The 16,920-nt window shown below is 61.5% G+C and carries 14 protein-coding genes and 1 pseudogene; 14 read left to right on the top strand and 1 reads right to left on the bottom strand.

What is annotated here, in order from left to right:
- The first annotated feature begins 310 nt into the window (after nt 1-310).
- The 14 genes and pseudogenes from RX327_RS33080 (at nt 311) to RX327_RS33010 (ending at nt 14,922) form a co-directional block, all read left to right on the top strand.
- Nucleotides 311-1,411, top strand: a complete 1,101-nt coding sequence (locus RX327_RS33080; RefSeq protein ID WP_317248383.1) for a hydrogenase small subunit — start codon at nt 311-313, stop codon at nt 1,409-1,411.
- Between the two features lie 8 nt (nt 1,412-1,419).
- Entirely contained in the window at nt 1,420-3,210 is a 1,791-nt protein-coding gene (locus RX327_RS33075; RefSeq protein ID WP_317248382.1) for a nickel-dependent hydrogenase large subunit, read from the top strand.
- Nucleotides 3,211-3,232: 22 nt separating this feature from the next.
- The gene (cybH, locus tag RX327_RS33070) at nt 3,233-3,952 is read left to right on the top strand and encodes a Ni/Fe-hydrogenase, b-type cytochrome subunit (protein WP_317251381.1); all 720 of its coding nucleotides are present in this window, start codon (nt 3,233-3,235) and stop codon (nt 3,950-3,952) included.
- 12 nt (nt 3,953-3,964) lie between these two features.
- On the top strand, nt 3,965-4,549 hold the full coding sequence (locus tag RX327_RS33065; RefSeq protein ID WP_317251380.1) for a HyaD/HybD family hydrogenase maturation endopeptidase: 585 nt from the start codon (nt 3,965-3,967) through the stop codon (nt 4,547-4,549).
- A 30-nt stretch (nt 4,550-4,579) separates the two neighbouring features.
- On the top strand, nt 4,580-4,870 hold the full coding sequence (locus RX327_RS33060) for a HypC/HybG/HupF family hydrogenase formation chaperone (protein WP_317251379.1): 291 nt from the start codon (nt 4,580-4,582) through the stop codon (nt 4,868-4,870).
- Nucleotides 4,871-5,278: 408 nt separating this feature from the next.
- Nucleotides 5,279-6,140, top strand: a pseudogene (locus tag RX327_RS33050) (hydrogenase expression/formation protein).
- A gap of 109 nt (nt 6,141-6,249) precedes the next feature.
- A complete protein-coding gene (locus tag RX327_RS33045; protein ID WP_317248379.1) occupies nt 6,250-7,347 on the top strand; it encodes a nickel-dependent hydrogenase large subunit in 1,098 nt (365 codons plus the stop codon).
- Nucleotides 7,340-7,681 carry a hydrogenase maturation nickel metallochaperone HypA gene (gene hypA / locus RX327_RS33040; RefSeq protein WP_283088418.1) on the top strand — a complete coding sequence of 114 codons (342 nt, stop codon included), beginning with the start codon at nt 7,340-7,342 and terminating at the stop codon, nt 7,679-7,681. Before RX327_RS33045 ends, hypA begins: the two co-directional genes overlap by 8 nt.
- The gene (gene hypB, locus RX327_RS33035; protein WP_317248378.1) at nt 7,681-8,625 is read left to right on the top strand and encodes a hydrogenase nickel incorporation protein HypB; all 945 of its coding nucleotides are present in this window, start codon (nt 7,681-7,683) and stop codon (nt 8,623-8,625) included. The genes hypA and hypB overlap by 1 nt, the downstream gene beginning before the upstream one ends.
- A complete protein-coding gene (gene hypF / locus RX327_RS33030) occupies nt 8,622-10,901 on the top strand; it encodes a carbamoyltransferase HypF (RefSeq protein ID WP_317248377.1) in 2,280 nt (759 codons plus the stop codon). The genes hypB and hypF overlap by 4 nt, the downstream gene beginning before the upstream one ends.
- A 49-nt stretch (nt 10,902-10,950) precedes the next feature.
- On the top strand, nt 10,951-11,139 hold the full coding sequence (locus RX327_RS33025) for a HypC/HybG/HupF family hydrogenase formation chaperone (protein WP_317248376.1): 189 nt from the start codon (nt 10,951-10,953) through the stop codon (nt 11,137-11,139).
- Nucleotides 11,136-12,275 (top strand): hydrogenase formation protein HypD, encoded by a 1,140-nt coding sequence (gene hypD, locus RX327_RS33020; RefSeq protein ID WP_317248375.1) that lies wholly within the window; start codon nt 11,136-11,138, stop codon nt 12,273-12,275. The genes RX327_RS33025 and hypD overlap by 4 nt, the downstream gene beginning before the upstream one ends.
- Nucleotides 12,275-13,321: a hydrogenase expression/formation protein HypE gene (gene hypE / locus RX327_RS33015; protein WP_317248374.1), complete on the top strand. Its 1,047-nt coding sequence runs from the start codon at nt 12,275-12,277 to the stop codon at nt 13,319-13,321. Before hypD ends, hypE begins: the two co-directional genes overlap by 1 nt.
- A 548-nt stretch (nt 13,322-13,869) precedes the next feature.
- Nucleotides 13,870-14,922: an MFS transporter gene (locus tag RX327_RS33010; RefSeq protein WP_410712215.1), complete on the top strand. Its 1,053-nt coding sequence runs from the start codon at nt 13,870-13,872 to the stop codon at nt 14,920-14,922.
- Between the two features lie 181 nt (nt 14,923-15,103).
- Here RX327_RS33010 and RX327_RS33005 read toward each other — a convergent pair whose 3' ends face one another.
- Nucleotides 15,104-16,417, bottom strand: a complete 1,314-nt coding sequence (locus RX327_RS33005; protein WP_317248372.1) for a DUF2130 domain-containing protein — start codon at nt 16,415-16,417, stop codon at nt 15,104-15,106.
- Between the last annotated feature and the right edge of the window lie 503 nt (nt 16,418-16,920).

Below are 16,920 nucleotides of genomic sequence, written 5' to 3'. Positions count from 1 at the left end.
CTTGAACATCTGCTCGAGCATGACGTGCCTTCCCCCGAGCTCACGACCGAGTGCCTCCCATGGGGGCATTACCGGGCATTCGTGCGTTTTGTGGCATTGACCTTCGTGCAGGCGTTGGCGCTGGCGGTGAGCGCTATTATCCGGATGCGAGGTCGAATGGCTCGCCGGCTCATGCTGGGTTCAGCAATCTCAACTTAACAGAAGAACGGCTTCTATCTGTCAGACGGCAGTGCGATTGGCCTGCTTCTTGCTATCCGAACGCCAGCAATTTGTCATAGCCGTCAACTGATCACAGATCACTGGAGGGACGATGGGCGCGGCAACAGAAACGTTCTACAATGTGATCAGACGTCAGGGTATAACGCGTCGCAGTTTCCTCAAATTCTGCAGTTTGACGGCCGTGAGCCTCGGCCTCGGCCCGCTGGCGGCGAGCCGCATCGCCAACGCGCTCGAGACCAAGCCGCGTGTGCCCGTGATCTGGATGCACGGCCTCGAATGCACCTGCTGCTCGGAGAGCTTCATCCGCTCCGCGCATCCGCTGGTCAAGGATGCGGTGCTGTCGATGATCTCGCTCGACTACGACGACACCATCATGGCAGCTGCGGGCCATCAGGCCGAAGCCATTCTCGAGGAGACCCGCGCCAAGCACAAAGGCCAGTATATTCTCGCGGTGGAAGGCAATCCGCCGCTGAACGAAGGCGGGATGTTCTGCATTGATGGCGGCAAGCCGTTCGTGGAAAAGCTCAGGTCGATGGCGGACGATTGCATGGCGATCATCGCTTGGGGCACGTGTGCGTCATGGGGCTGCGTGCAGGCGGCCAATCCCAACCCGACGAGGGCTGTACCAATCGATAAGGTGATAACGAACAAGCCGATCATCAAGGTGCCGGGATGCCCCCCGATCGCCGAAGTGATGACCGGCGTCGTCACCTTCATCACCACCTTCGGCAAGCTGCCCGAGCTCGACCGCCAGGGCCGGCCTAAGATGTTCTACTCGCAGCGCATCCACGACAAGTGTTACCGGCGCCCGCATTTCGACGCCGGCCAGTTTGTCGAGGAGTGGGACGACGAGTCCGCGCGCAAGGGCTATTGCCTCTACAAGATGGGCTGCAAGGGGCCGACCACCTACAACGCCTGCTCGACCGTGCGCTGGAACGGCGGCGTGTCCTTCCCGATCCAGTCGGGTCACGGCTGCATCGGCTGCTCGGAGGACGGCTTCTGGGACAAGGGCTCGTTCTACGATCGTCTCACCAACATCAAGCAGTTCGGCATCGAGAAGAACGCCGATCAGATCGGCATGGTGGCGGCCGGCGTTGCCGGTCTTGCCGTTGCTGCGCATGCGGCGGTCACGGCCGCGAAGCGGCTCACCCGTAAAGGGGATGGCGCAGCTCAGGACAATCGTCGGGGCTAGGGGGGCAGGTGGGCGTGAAGACCCCCAATGGATTCAAGCTCGATGGGTCCGGCAAGCGCGTTGTCGTCGATCCGCTAACTCGAATCGAGGGTCATCTGCGTGTCGAAGTCAACCTCGATTCGGACAATGTGATCCGCAATGCCGTCTCGAGCGGAACGATGTGGCGTGGCATCGAAACCATCCTGCGCGGCCGCGATCCGCGCGACGCCTGGGCGTTTACCGAGCGGATCTGCGGCGTCTGCACCGGCACGCACGCGCTGACCTCGGTGCGCGCGGTCGAGAACGCGCTCGGGATCACCATCCCGGAGAATGCCAATTCGATCCGCAACCTGATGCAGCTTGCCCTGCAGGTGCATGACCACGTCGTCCATTTCTATCACCTGCACGCGCTGGATTGGGTCGACGTGGTCTCAGCACTCAAGGCCGATCCCAAGGCGACCTCGAGATTGGCGCAGTCGGTCTCGTCCTGGCCGCTTTCATCACCGGGCTATTTCAAGGATCTGCAGATCAGGCTCACAAAGTTCGTCGAGTCAGGACAGCTCGGTCCGTTCAAGAATGGCTATTGGGGCAGCAAGGCCTATAGGCTGCCGCCCGAAGCCAATCTGATGGCGGTGGCGCATTATCTGGAGGCGCTCGATTTCCAGAAGGAGATCGTCAAGATCCACACCATCTTCGGCGGCAAGAACCCGCATCCCAACTGGCTCGTCGGCGGCGTGCCCTGTCCGATCAATGTCGACGGCACCGGCGCTGTCGGTGCCATCAACATGGAGCGGCTGAACCTGGTGTCCTCGATCATTGACCGTTCGATCGAGTTCGTCGAAAAGGTATACCTGCCGGACGTTGCGGCGATCGGCGCAGTCTACAAAGACTGGCTCTATGGCGGCGGTTTGTCGGCCAAGAGCGTGATGTCCTATGGCGACATCCCCGAAAACGCCAATGATTATTCCGCGACAAGTCTCAAGCTGCCGCGCGGCGTCATCCTTGATGGCAATCTCAAGGAGGTCTTGCCGATCGATCACGGTGATCCCGAGCAGATCCAGGAATTCGTCGCGCACTCCTGGTACAAATACCCCGACGATTCCAGCGGGCTTCATCCCTGGGACGGTGTCACCGAGCCGAATTACGTGCTGGGGCCCAACGCGAAGGGCACCAAGACCGCGATCGAGCAGCTCGACGAAGGCGGCAAGTATTCCTGGATCAAGGCGCCGCGCTGGCGCGGTCACGCCATGGAGGTCGGCCCGCTGGCGCGATACATCATAGGCTACGCGCAAGGCAAGGCGGAATTCAGGGATCCGACCGACAGACTGCTCAAGACACTCGATCTTCCCGTGACGGCGCTTTTCTCGACGCTCGGCCGCACTGCAGCGCGTGCGCTCGAGTGCCAGTGGGCGGCGCATCAGCTGCGCTATTTCCAGGACAAGCTGGTGGCCAGCATCAAGGCGGGGGACACCTCAACGGCCAATACCAGCAAGTGGAAGCCGGAGAGCTGGCCGAAGGAGGCCAAGGGCGTCGGCTTCACCGAGGCCCCGCGCGGCGCGCTCGCGCACTGGATCAAGATCAAGGACACCAAGATCGACAACTACCAGTGCGTGGTGCCGACGACCTGGAACGGCTCGCCGCGCGATCCCAAGGGAAATATCGGCGCCTTCGAGGCGTCGCTGATGAACACGCCGATGGTCAATCCCGAGCAGCCGCTCGAGATCCTGCGCACGATCCATTCCTTCGATCCGTGCCTGGCCTGTTCGACGCACGTCATGAGCCCGGACGGCCAGGAACTGGCTTCGGTCAAGGTTCGATAAGGAGGCTGCCGTGCTGGACAAGATGCCGCAAGCCGCTACCACACGTATTGGCAACGATGCGGCACGGCGTGATCGCAGTGTCAAGCGTGATGTCGTCTACCTCTATGAAGCGCCGCTGCAGCTGTGGCATTGGGTCAATGCGGCAACCATTCTGGTCTTGGGCATAACCGGCTACGTCATCGGAACCGGGATACCGTCAATGCCGGGAGAGGCAAGCGATAATTTCCTGTTCGGCTATCTCCGCTTTGCGCATTTTTCCGCAGGTTATGTGCTCGCCATCGGCTTCCTGCTGCGCATCTGTTTGGCCTTGGTGGGAAACTCCCATGCGAGACAGATCTTCTACGTGCCGATTTGGCGCAGATGCTTTTGGAGCGCGTTCTGGCACGCGGTGCGCTGGTACGCTTTCCTTGCGGCCAAGCCGAAGAAACATGTCGGGCACAATCCGCTAGCTCAGCTCGCGATGTTCTTCATGTTTACGCTGACGACCTCGTTCATGATCGTCACAGGCTTTGCACTTTATGCGCAGGGCTCGGGCATCGACAGCTGGCAGTACAAGCTGTTCGGCTGGGTGTTTGCGATCTGGCCGAACAGCCAGGACGTTCATACCTGGCACCGTCTTGGCATGTGGGTCATCGTGTGCTTTGCGCTCCTCCACATCTACGCGGCGGTCTGGGAGGATATCATGTCGCGCCGGAGCACCATCTCCTCCATCATTTCGGGCGAGCGCGAATTCCGCGATTGATTGAGGATGCCGATGCTGACCCCGCAGAACCCAAAACGTATCCTGGTGCTCGGCATCGGCAACATCCTGTGGGCCGATGAAGGCTTTGGCGTGCGCGCGGTGGAGGACTTCCACCGCCGCTACGCCGTGCCTGATAATGTCACGATTCTCGATGGCGGAACGCAGGGGCTCTATCTGGTCAATTTTCTCGAGGAAGCCGATTGCTTGCTCGTGTTCGATGCCATCGATTATGGTCTGCCGCCAGGCAAGCTGAAGCTCGTGCGCGGCGACGAGGTGCCACGCTTCACCGGCGCGAAGAAGATGAGTCTGCATCAAACCGGCTTCCAGGACGTCTTAAGTGCGGCCGACCTGCTTGGCCGCTGCCCGCGAGAGCTTGCTCTCATTGGCTGTCAGCCGATGGATCTGGAGAATTGGGGCGGTCCGCTGACCGCTCCGGTGCGCACCCAGATTGCGCCTGCGATCGAATTGGCTTGCGAACTGTTGATGCAGTGGGGGGCGCCGGCAAGACTTCGGACCGCGCCGTTGCCTCCCTCGGAACGCTTGCTCGCGAACGATATCGACCGAGCAAACTATGAGACGAGGACGCGGCCGATCTAGCGGCTCGCAGGCTACGATGTGTTGGTTACGATGTGCCTTGGCCTGCCAATGACGATTATCGAGACCGACGGCATCTCGGCGCTGTGCGAGTATGGCAATGAAAAGCGGTTCGTCTCGGTCATGCTGCTCTCCAAGCCGCCGGTCGGCGCCGAGGTGCTGGTCCATATCGATACCGCGGTGCGGCTCCTGGAGGACGATGAGGCACGGCTGATCGCCGAGGCGCTCGACGGCCTCGATGCGGCCATCGATGGCCACGACTGCGACCAGTTCTTTGCGGATTTGATCGGTCGCGAGCCGCAGCTGCCCGGGCACCTCCGCTAGCAAGCGTCGCTTGCCGTCCCGCCCACTTGCCATTGTTCAACTCGCCATTGTTCATGGATAACAAGTGTCGCGCCGAAACAAGCTTGACGCCGAGGAGCCCAAGCGGGGCCTTGCACTGCTGATCGGAGCGGAAAGCAGAACTGCGACAAAGCGGTGATTGGCACACACTTTGCTATCACCCGTCCCGTGAACCGCGGCGATAGAAAGGAGCCTGATGAGCTTCCAGTCGAGAAAGCATGATTTGACACGGCGCGGTCCGTCCAAGGCCGTGATCGCAAGCAACGACGCACGGGCCGGGATATGGAGAATTTGTACGGACCACATGTTCAGACTCATTGATCACCTGCGCGCCGGCGCGTCTGTCGTCAAGAATGTCACTCCTCAGCCCGCACGAGCGAACGTCGCGTCATGAAAGCAGGCATTTCCTTTGCGCAAGGCGCCGAGCATCCGCTGCGCGTGTTTCCGACCGGCGCGGAAAGCCTCGAGGCAGGCCATAGCGGGCCGACGGCTGCTGCCGGGCTTGCCAAGCTCGCTTCGCTCGATGGCGTCGAGCTGGCAAGGAATTGTCCGAATGCCGTGGCACTGTTGTCAAATCTCGCCGCTGCCGTTGCCGGCCAGAAGAGCGCTGCACAAACGCAGCAGTTCAAGCTTGCGAACTCTCAGCGATCTTGAGCGCAAGCTGATCGCCGACGTACTTGGGACGGGCGAAATCGCCGGCGTCGCTGTGCTGCCGGATGGCTCTGTGGCACGGATCGAAGAAAGTTTGCTTGCAGGAATTTGGCGCGTGTGCATCGGCAGCGACCCGGCACAAGAATATATCGAAGTCGGCGCAATACCGCAGATCGTGCGGCGCGCGGCAACCGACCTGACGTCGACTAATCTTACGATCAATGCGGCGCCGGAAGGCGCGATGAACGTGCTACCGGTGCTCGCGGAACTTCGAGAACGGGCGCTGGGTTGGCGGCCCGGCATGAGCGCGCATATCATCAATTTCACGCTCATGCCGATGAGCCCGGTCGACCAGGCGTTTCTGCAGCAAAGCGTTGGCAACGGGCCGATCCTTCTCACCTCGCGTGGCTACGGCACGTGCCGCGTGCAGGCGACCGGCGTCCGGCATGTCTGGTCGGTGCAGTTCTTCAACGCCATGGACACCATCATTCTCGATACGCTCGAAGTCGGCGGCGTGCCGACGGTTGCGCTGGCGGCGGACGAGGATTTCGAGGATTCCGCCGAGCGGCTGCAGGAAATCATCGAGGCCTACTTCAAATGACGAGCTTCGAGACTGTTGCCGTCCGGGAGAATCTCGCAGACGACGCGCGCATGGGGTGCGGCATCTGCCGGATCGTCTACGATCTCGCAGAGGGCGCGAGGGCGTGCGCATGAGCCACGCCATTAGTAACGGAATAGAGGTCACCGTATCGCTTGCTGGCGACAAGATTGCCACGGTCGAAATCCTGCCGCCCGTCCGGCCGCCACTGGCGCGGTTATTCGCCGGAAGACCCGCCAGTTCGTTGCTCAATGCGCTGCCGCGGCTGTTTTCGTTGTGTGCTGCCGCGCATCAGGTGGCATTCCTGTCCGCGATCGAGGCGGCGCGTGGCGTAGGCATCAACCTTGCGACGAGGCAGCATCGTACGACCCGCGTCGTTGCCGAGCGGCTCGCGGAACTGCTGCGGGGCCTGTTTGTCGCCCATTTCGCAAAGGATGCCACCAGTGCTTGCGCGATCCGCGCCATGATGCAGGACGTGTCGGCGCTTGTCGGCAGCGCAGAGGCCGGCTGCGGTCCCATTCCACGCGAGGCAACGGCGCGTTTGCCGGCCGCGCTGACGGCTCTCGGCATATCAAATGAAGGTGGCGCGCCATTGTGCGGCAGCCCGCTCGCTGTTCGCATCGCCGCGCTCGACGAAGTCGTATTGAAGGGTGTGCCGATGCAGCATTCGTTCCTGTCCGTTGCCGACGACCACGACATCATTGAACGGCTGCTCGCGAATGACGTGAGAGTTTGCCGTTGCCCCGACCTAGGACGCCGTGTTCCAGAGACGGGTCCGTGGGCGCGCCAAATGATGCGTGGCCGACTTTCGCCAGGCCGATCGGCCCCGGCTGAGCGGCTGAAGGCGCGGATTGCCGAAATCGTCGCTCTGTGCGCGTGGCTCAAAGCCGGGGCTCATATTGAGACCGCGAAGGATGGGATCGCGGAAAGCTACGGACTAGGACCGCGCCGTGGTGCGGCCGCGATCGAATGCGCCAGGGGACGTCTTTATCACGCGGTTGAGCTCGACCGTCATGGGCAGATATCGCGCTTCGCATGTCTTACGCCGACCGAATGGAATTTCCACCCGCGCGGACCGCTGGTCCGCAGTTTGCAGGGCGCGGTGCTGATGGCGAGGCCGCAGGCACGAGCTGCCATTCTCGCGATGATTGAATCGTTCGACCCTTGCGCCGCCTTCACCCTCAATTTTCGCGATGTCTGCGATGCATGAAATGGCGTTTTGCGAGGGCATCATCCAGATTGTCGAGGAGGAGGCGCGCCGGCGATCGTTCTCGAAGGTGAAGAGCGTGTGTCTGGAGGTCGGAGCGCTGAGTTATGTCGCTCCGGAAGCGATGAAGCTCAGCTTTGCGGTCGTTGCTGCGCGGACCATCGCCGAGGGCGCGGTTCTTAAGATCGTCGAGCAGCCTGGCCTCGCCTGGTGCATGGCCTGTTCGACAAGCGTCGAGATTGCCCGGCGCTGCGAGCCATGCCCCCGCTGCGGCAGCTACCAGCTGCAGGTGACTGCGGGTGAAGAGATGCGGGTCAAAGAGCTGGAGATCGACTGATGTGTAGCATATGCGGCTGTAGCGAAGGAGTGCCCGCCACCGAACGCACCCACGCGCAAGGTGCGCATGCCAATGATCATCGCCATGCACACGGTCACGGTCACGACCTTGATCAGTTGCATACCGGCCACGACGTGCATCATTCTCAACGCCCTCATCATCGCCGCCATCATGATCACAACCATCAGCAGGCTCGTGGCGGACGGGCGCTTTTGGATTGCGCGGCTGACCCGGCCGGCTTGACGCTCGCGGGCATGAGCAGCGAGCGGGTCATTCAGATCGGGCGCGACATCCTCGGCAGGAACGACAGGATCGCGGCCGACAACCGCGCCCGATTCCTGGCCGATGACATGCTTGTGTTCAATCTTGTTTCAAGTCCTGGCGCGGGAAAAACCTCGCTCCTCGTCCGCGCCGTCAGCGAGCTCAAGCGGAGCTGGCAGCTTGGGGTGATCGAAGGCGACCAGCAGACCTCGAACGATGCCGAGCGCATTCGCGCCACCGGCGTGCCGGCGATCCAGGTCAATACCGGCAAGGGCTGTCACCTCGATGCCGCCATGGTCGGCGAGGCCTATCGCCGCTTGCCGCCGCTCAAGCGCGGCCTGCTCTTCATCGAGAATGTCGGCAATCTGGTCTGCCCGGCGGCGTTCGATCTCGGCGAGGCCTGCAAGATCGTGGTGTTCTCGACCACTGAGGGCGAGGACAAGCCGCTGAAATACCCCGACATGTTCGCAGCCTCGTCGCTGATGCTGATCAACAAAATTGATCTGGCGCGCCTGGTCGATTTCGATTTGGGTCAGACTGTCGAGTATGCGCGACGCGTCAATCCAGCGATTGAAGTGCTGACGGCTTCAGCGCGTACCGGCGAGGGCTTTGCCGCGCTTTACGCCTGGATTGGGAAACAAGCCGCAGGTCAGACCCGTCCTGTCGCGGGCGGCACGAGATGAACGAGGCAATCGCCGGCTCGGGAACGCGTCTGCGCCTTCGCGTCAGCGGCGCCGTTCAAGGCGTCGGCTTTCGTCCGTATGTATATGGTCTCGCTGCTCGTTATGGGCTTGCCGGGTTCGTCGCCAACGATCCCGACGGCGTCATCATCGAGGTCGAGGGTGAGGGTACGTCCAAGTTCGTGGCCGCCTTGCCGCTCGAAAGGCCAGTATTGGCGCGCATCGACCAAATCTTGGTTCAGGAGATCGGCGCGCTTGGGGTCAAAGACTTTTCGATCCGCGGCAGCGAGCAGGGCAGGGTGTCGACGCGCATCGTCGCCGATGCCGCGACCTGCCAGCAATGTTTAGATGAGTTGTTCGACCCAACAAGCCGCTATTACCGCTATCCCTTCATCAACTGCACGCATTGCGGTCCGCGCTACACCATCGCCGGACAGCTACCGTATGATCGCCGCAACACTGCGATGAAGGCCTTCGCGATGTGTACTGCCTGCGCGGCCGAATATGCCGATCCTTTGAGCCGTCGTTTTCACGCCGAGGCGATCGCCTGCCCCGCATGTGGCCCTCAGCTCAGTCATGGGATCGACGACATTGCCGCGGCGATTGCCGCGGGCCAGATCGTGGCGATCAAGGGGCTCGGCGGCTATCAGCTGCTTTGCGATGCAGCCAATCATGACACGGTGCGGCGTTTGCGTAAGCGGAAGCAGCGCGACCAGAAGCCGTTCGCGGTCATGATCGGCTCCATAGAGCAGGCCAACGAGATTGCGCAGACCAACGCCGCCGAGCTCGCATTGCTGGAAACCGTAGCTCGCCCAATCGTTTTGCTGCGCTCGCGCAACCATCTTGCGCCCGCGATAGCCCCCGGCCTGTCGCGCCTCGGCGTCATGCTGCCCGTGGCGCCGCTGCATCACCTTATCTTCCATGCGCTCGGCTCGATTGGCGCAAGGCGGAGGGATGGCGGTCCGGCCGTCGAGAGCGGTGGTCCGGTCATCGTCGCAACCAGCGCCAATCTCGCAGGCGAACCGCTACCGATCGACAACGGCCAGGCGTTGCGGCGGCTTGCCGGCATCGCCGATCTTATTGTGACTCATGATCGCGATATCCTGACGCGTGCTGATGATTCCGTGGTGTCGGTCGTGGCCGGACAGCGCCAATTCATTCGCCGCGCCCGCGGCTATGTTCCCGAACCGATCCGGCTTGCGCGCTCGGTGGCGCCCCTGCTTGCCGTCGGCGGAGCGCTGAAGTCGACGGTGGCGGTGACGCGCGGCAACGAGGCCTTTGTCTCCCAGCACATCGGCGACCTCGATACGCCTGAAGGGATTCGCGTTTTCGGGGAGACGGTCCGCCATCTCACCTCGACCCTCGACGTCAGGCCTGTCATCATGGCTCATGATCTGCATCCCGACATGGCATCTACCCGCTTTGCCGAAGCAAGCGGCTGCGCCCTGATCGCTGTCCAGCACCATCACGCGCATGCCGCTGCCGTCATCGCAGAGCATGGTCTCGCCGCGCCTACGCTCGCCCTTCTGCTCGACGGCCATGGCTATGGCTACGACGGCGGCAACTGGGGTGGCGAGCTCTTGTTGTGCGACGGCGCCCGGTTTCGACGCATCGGACATCTCGCACCCTTGCAAGTGCCTGGCGGGGATCGCGCGGCCCGCGAGCCCTGGCGGATGGCGAGTGCGATGCTTCAGATTTTGGGACGGGGACATGAAATTGCTTCTCGCTTTGCGTCGCAGCCGCAGGCTGAGCATCTGCGGGCATTGCTCGATCGGCCTTGCGGGGCCACCACGACCAGCGCGGGCCGGCTGTTCGATGCAGTAGCGGCGCTGCTCGGGGTTGCGACCCTGCAGAGCTATGAGGGGGAAGCCGCGATGAAGCTCGAGGCGCGGGTGCGGCAGACTGCCGTGCTCGAAGCGGGCTGGATGATCAATGATGGCGTTCTATCATTTCGTCCACTGTTTGCGCGGTTGGTTGCAAACGATATCGGCGCCGCCGAGGGAGCCGAGCTTTTTCATGGCACGTTTGCCGCCGGCTGCGTTGATTGGGTCGCACGCTCTGCGCAGACAACTGGCGTCACAACCGTCGTTCTGAGCGGTGGTTGCTTCCTGAACGCGGTGCTCGCAGACGAAATCCAGGGCGGCTGCATTGCGGCCGGCCTCACTGCGCTGTTGCCACGGCAGGTTCCACCTAACGACGGCGGCTTGAGCCTCGGCCAAGCGTGGATCGCCGCTCTTCAGACTGCTGAGCAGCCGCAAGCTCTGGAAGGAATAGTCTGATATGTGTCTATCGGTACCGGCTGAGGTCGCCGAACTCCTTCCCGGTGACATGGCCATTGTGTCCATCGATGGCGTCAGCTTGGAAATATCGATTGCGCTGATCGATGATCTCGCCGTGGGGGATTACGTCCTTGTCCATGTCGGTTACGCCCTGGTCAAAATCGACCCCGCGGAAGCTGAGCGTACGCTGGAGCTCCTGCAGGAACTAGGTAGCGTCGGGCAGGAGCTCGGGTCATGAAATATGCCGACGAATTTCGCGACAAGACCATTGCCCAGCGTCTCGCGCAGACGATCGGCACTGAGGCCAATCCACAACGGGCCTATCGCTTCATGGAATTCTGCGGCGGCCACACGCATGCGATCTCGCGTTATGGCCTGGAGGACATGCTCCCGGCGAATGTCCGCTTGATCCACGGGCCGGGCTGTCCGGTCTGTGTTCTGCCCAGTAGCCGGATCGACATGGCGATCCGGTTAGTCGCCCGGCCGCAGGTCACTCTCTGTGTCTACGGCGACCTGATGCGTGTGCCCGGCACGCAAGGACAATCCCTGTTACGAGCCAGGGCGCTCGGCGCTGACATTCGAATGGTCTATTCGACGCTTGATGCGATCCGGATCGCCGAGCACACGCCGGATCAGGAGGTGGTCTTTTTTGCCATTGGATTTGAGACCACGGCGCCTGCGACGGCAGTGATGATCCGGCTTGCCAAGAAGAAGCGGCTGAAGAATTTCAGCGTGTTCTGCAACCACGTGCTGACGCCGCCGGCGATGCAGAACATTCTCGATAGTCCCGATCGCCACGATGTCGGTCGGGCCGAAATCGACGGCTTTATCGGGCCTGCGCATGTCAGCACCATCATCGGTACGGAGCCTTACGGGCGTTTGGCCGAAGAATTCGGCAAGCCGGTCGTGATCGCGGGCTTCGAGCCTCTCGACATGATGCAGGCGATCCTGATGCTGGTGCGGCAGGTCAATGACGGCCGATCTGAGGTGCAGAACCAATATAGCCGTGCGGTGAAGCGTGAAGGCAACCACCGCGCCATCGAAGAGATGTCTAACGTGTTTGAGCTCCGCGACCAATTCGAATGGCGCGGGCTTGGGCTCATACCCTATAGCGGGCTGAAGCTGAAGCGCGCCTACGCCAGATACGACGCCGAGGTGCGCTTCGACATGCACGAGCTGCGCGTTGCCGACAATCCGGCGTGTGAATGCGGCGCCATCCTGCGCGGCGTGAAGAAACCGGTCGACTGCAAGCTGTTCGGCACGGTCTGCACGCCGGAAACGCCCATAGGGTCCTGCATGGTCTCGTCCGAGGGCGCCTGCGCCGCGCACTGGACCTATGGCCGCTTCCGCGACCATCAGCTGCGGCGGGCATGATGCGAGTGAAGTCCTATCAGCGCAAGCTCGATATCAAGAATGGATGCATCGACCTTTCCCACGGTTCCGGGGGACGCGCCACGACGCAGCTGGTCCTCGGCCTGTTTCACGAAGCGTTCGGCAATGAATGGCTCGCCCGTTGCAACGATCAGTCGGCCTTCGGTGTCCGCTCGGGCAGGATGGTGATGACGACTGACAGCTATGTGGTTTCGCCGCTGTTCTTTCCCGGCGGCAATATTGGGTCACTCGCGGTGCACGGCACAATCAACGATGTCGCAATGGCCGGTGCGCGCCCACTCTATCTTTCGGCAAGTTTCATCCTTGAAGAGGGCTTCCGGCTCTCGGATCTGAAGACGATTGCGGATTCGATGGGTGCAGCAGCCCGTGCCGCCGGCGTTCACATCATCACCGGCGACACCAAGGTGGTCGAGCGCGGCAAGGCCGACGGCCTGTTCATCTCGACGACGGGGGTTGGCGTTCTGGCCAACGGGCTCGAGCTGTCCGCCGAGAACGCACGGATCGGCGACCGGGTACTGGTTTCTGGCTGCCTCGGCGACCATGGGGTTGCGATCATGTCGCGACGCCATAACCTCGCTTTCCAGGTCGACATTGTCTCGGATTCCGCAGCTCTGCATGATCTCGTCGCCGTAATGGTTGCGGCCGGCGGCGCCAGCATCCGAGTGATGCGTGACCCCACGCGCGGCGGTCTTGCCGCAACGCTCAACGAGATTGCGCACCAATCCAGCCTTGGATTCCGCCTGCAGGAAGAGGCGATCCCGGTAAAGCCGGCCGTTACGGCTGCCTGCGAACTCCTTGGGCTTGATCCGCTCCATGTTGCCAACGAGGGCAAACTCGTTGCAATCGTGGCGGCAGATATGGCGGATGCCGTGCTTGCCGCCATGAAGGCCCATCCGCTCGGGTCCGATGCAGCTGATATCGGCGAAGCGGTCGCTGATCGTCACCATTTCGTGCAGATGGCGACGAGCTTTGGCGGTGGCCGGATCGTCGACTGGCTGTCGGGCGAACAACTGCCGCGGATTTGTTGAGGGCGCCAGCGCCGGCACGAAGGACTGGTTCGACTTCCGGGAAGTCTCAATTGCTCCCGCCTCTGGAGCAGGCGCAGGCGTGTCATCTTGAAATACCTAGTGATGCACGCCGCATCGCGCGACTTCGACCTGGCAACTGCGGCATGGTCCTTGTCCGCTTTGCGACATGGCCGACCAGCGTTGTTGTGCCTGCGACAGTCATGAAATGATGTGCAAACGCAGCATGGTCAATTGGGCCGCACGGACCGATCCGACATGCAAGCGGCAATGCGCTATCGAGGCCTCAGCACCGCTCTGAGGCTCACACCACGGGACGTCGCGCGTCATCTTTGGCATCACACTTGCTACGAGTGGAACGTTCAGCCCGACGTATCATCGTCCAGCCGAGCATCGCCAGTAGGCAAGCGCCCAAAGGTGGTCGGCGCCACGCTTGCGGGCTTTTTTCGCCGGAGTGCCCTGTGTTATCGTCTACCGATCGGCCAGCCGGCTCGCTCGCGACCCGATTAGCATTTTTCGTTGCCGGATTCGGCTTTGCCTCATGGGCACCTCTGGTGCCGCTCGCCAAGGAGCGGCTTGCGATCGATGATGGCGAGCTTGGTCTGGTGTTGCTCTGGCTTGGCGTTGGATCCGCCGTTGCTATGCTCGTCACCGGCGCGGCGAATGCGCGTTACGGCAGCCAGACCATCATCCTTGGTGGCGGTCTTGGCCTTGCGCTCATCCTGCCGTGGCTCGCTGTGGCCAGCACATCTCTTTGGCTCGGCGCCGTGCTTCTTGCTTTCGGGGTTTCGCTTGGCTCGATCGACATAGCCATGAATGTTCACGCAACAGAAGTCGAGCGCGCTGCTGGCCGTCCGTTGATGTCCGGCTTCCACGGCCAGTTCTGCATAGGCGAAATCGCCGGCTCCGCTATTATGACCACCTCCCTCTCGCTAGGGACTGATGCGCTTGTTTCAACATTGATCTGTTCGGCGCTGATGACGATTGCACTTGCATTGGCATGGCCGCGGTTTCTCGCAACAGGTCGGACCGAGCAGCGACTTGGGTTCGTCCTGCCCGATCGCGGCGTGTTGCTCATAGCAACGCTTGCGGCCATGACCTTTCTTGTCGAAGGCGCAATGCTCGACTGGAGCGCCTTGTTTCTCGTTGATCAAGGTCTTGTCTCGAAGGCGCATGGCGGCTTCGGTTACATGCTGTTTTCCATTGCCATGACAGCAGGCCGCCTCGGCGGAGATGCCGTCGTGACGCGGCTCGGCGATCGCACCACATTGATGCTCGGAACTCTGCCGATCATGGCGGGTTTTGCGGCGCTGCTAGCGGCGCCTGTTGGACCGATTGCCATGGCGGGATGCCTGCTTATCGGATTGGGTGCTGCGAATATCGTGCCGGTGCTGTGCCGCCGGGCCGGCAAACAGAAGACAATGCCGGCCCGCCTTGCAATCGCAGTCACCACGACGGCCGGCTACACTGGTCTGTTCGTCGGTCCTGCTATCGTCGGCTTTATCTCAAATATGGCTGGCCTTCCGTGGGCATTCGCAATGCTGGGCGTGCTCCTGTGCTCGGTCACGCTCGCGGCGCCAATTGTGATGGCGGACCGGTACTGACTTGTGGTGTGGCTGTCCTTGCAAATTCGGCTTTTGATAGGTTCATCCGCCGTCTGCGCAAGCTGCCATCTTCCAAGAGGCGACGTTCCACAAGGCCGCGGCGTGACTGGCCGTTTAGGCGGCATGGGGACGGTCTGCCGCCGCAAAGGTTCGAATATGCGTCCGGCTTGCCGGCAGTCATTCATCCTGTCTTTCGCTCCGGTTCGACGCCATTCTCGAGCAGCTGGATGTCCAAACTTGAGATCTCCGGCATGGCCTTGCCCGCGATGGCTTGAAGATCTCCGACCATCCCGACTGTCGAGTCGACGACGGCCAAAATTTGCGTTTCCCGCTTGGCCCACTGCCGCCCCATGAATTTTCGTTCCTTGTCGAGGTCATCACGCATGTCGTTGAACTTCTCAACTACGGCGTCCACCCGCTGCCGGAATTTAGTCCCCGTCAGGTAATGGTAGACCTGCTCCATCTTCGATTGCTGGCCTTGCTGCACAAGGCGCGAGCCGGTGACGTCAATAAGTGCCTGACGGAGGGCCACCGCAACCGGCAGAGCGCATCGGGGGTGCGTCACCCATATCCCGTCAATCAGGTCGAAGTGTTCGACATGTTTTGGAAGCGCCTGTGATACGATGAGCGCAACATCGGCTCCGCAGCGGCGCTGATCATCCCGGAGCTTGCCAAGCCACCCGTCGCTCCAAGCCTTGGTGCGCTTGGATTCCCAGAGGATAATGCCCGCGGCCTGCCCGATAGAGCCATTGACCTGCTGCACGACGTCTGCGCCAAGTTCGCCTTTGCCCACCGGCTCAATCAGGTCAGTTGGAAAGCGGCCGCGAAGTACACCTTCCAGCTCAAGCTCCAGGACCTCGCCCTGCGATTGTTGTGACCCTTGCTCAGCCTTACGCTTGAGCTCCTCGATTGTGCGGGCCATCGACTCGATTGTCTGGTCTTTTTCCGCGACTCGCAGTCGAGCGGCTTCGTCAGCTTCCTGCCTTGCCTTTGCCTGGATCTGTTCAGCTGAAGCCTGGACACGTTTCTCAATGGTCAGATCAAGCTCGCGCTTCTCGTCATCGAGTGCTCGTTGCTTGCGGATAAGTTCGGCCTGGGCCTGCTGCGCCTCCGCCAGCTTGGTGTTGTTCGCCTCGAGAATCTGCCGGAGCTCGGCCAATTCGGTTGTACGTGCCTGCAGTTCAGCTGCGGCCGCATCGCGCGCTTTCTTGGTCTCCATCGCGACAAGTTGGCTGCGCTCGGCCGCCAACCGTCGAGCCACCTGGTCTTCGATCAGCTCGCGATCCTTTTGCAGCTGTTCGCGCTCCTGCCGCAGCGCTTCGGTCTTGCGCGCGACCTCCACGTCCTTGCTGGCGAGTTGTTCTTGGAAGCGCTGGCGGGTTTCCGCGAGAAGCGGGGCGGCGAGCGATTCGGTCAGCCGGATCTCGTGGTTGCAATTCGGACAATGAAGGGTGGGCTCGTGGGCGCTGGTGGCTGCGGTCGCACTAAATGTCATGAACCCTCCCGATCTGCGGCTAGGGCGGGATAAACCTGATCGCCCGGCTTTGCCCCGCTTCAGGTATTGGCTTTATCGCTATTTCAACGTTCCGGTCGAATGCCGTAATCCCTCGCAGCGGCTTTTCCACTAAAACCAGCTTGAAATGCCAACGAAACAGGCTTGGACGGGCCGGGTCGCTTCATGCCGACCAGCCCAGCGGGTTCAATCTGGTCTTCTTCTCCGCCATCAGCCGCTTCACTTCAGTTGAGCAAGCGACAGCGACTTTGAGATGGTCCCCTGGCATCATTCGGCACACCAAGATCAGCGAGAAATTTGCCGAACTCCCAAGAGTTGGGTTGGCAAGGTCCTCTTTGCGCTCATCATCGGACCTTCTTCGTTGCTTTATGGATCGTTCTCGGCAGTTGCTCGACGTGGCGAGCTCCGCAAGGATGTCATATGGATCCGTCCGGGACCTGTTTGTCCGAAATCCTGCGTAACAGCTTAGATGTTGCAGAATTTCT

Source organism: Bradyrhizobium sp. BEA-2-5, from assembly GCF_032918025.1.
GTDB lineage: Bacteria > Pseudomonadota > Alphaproteobacteria > Rhizobiales > Xanthobacteraceae > Bradyrhizobium > Bradyrhizobium pachyrhizi.
The sequence above is the reverse complement of the archived record's forward strand: the minus strand, read 5'-3'. Positions and strand labels throughout refer to the sequence as shown.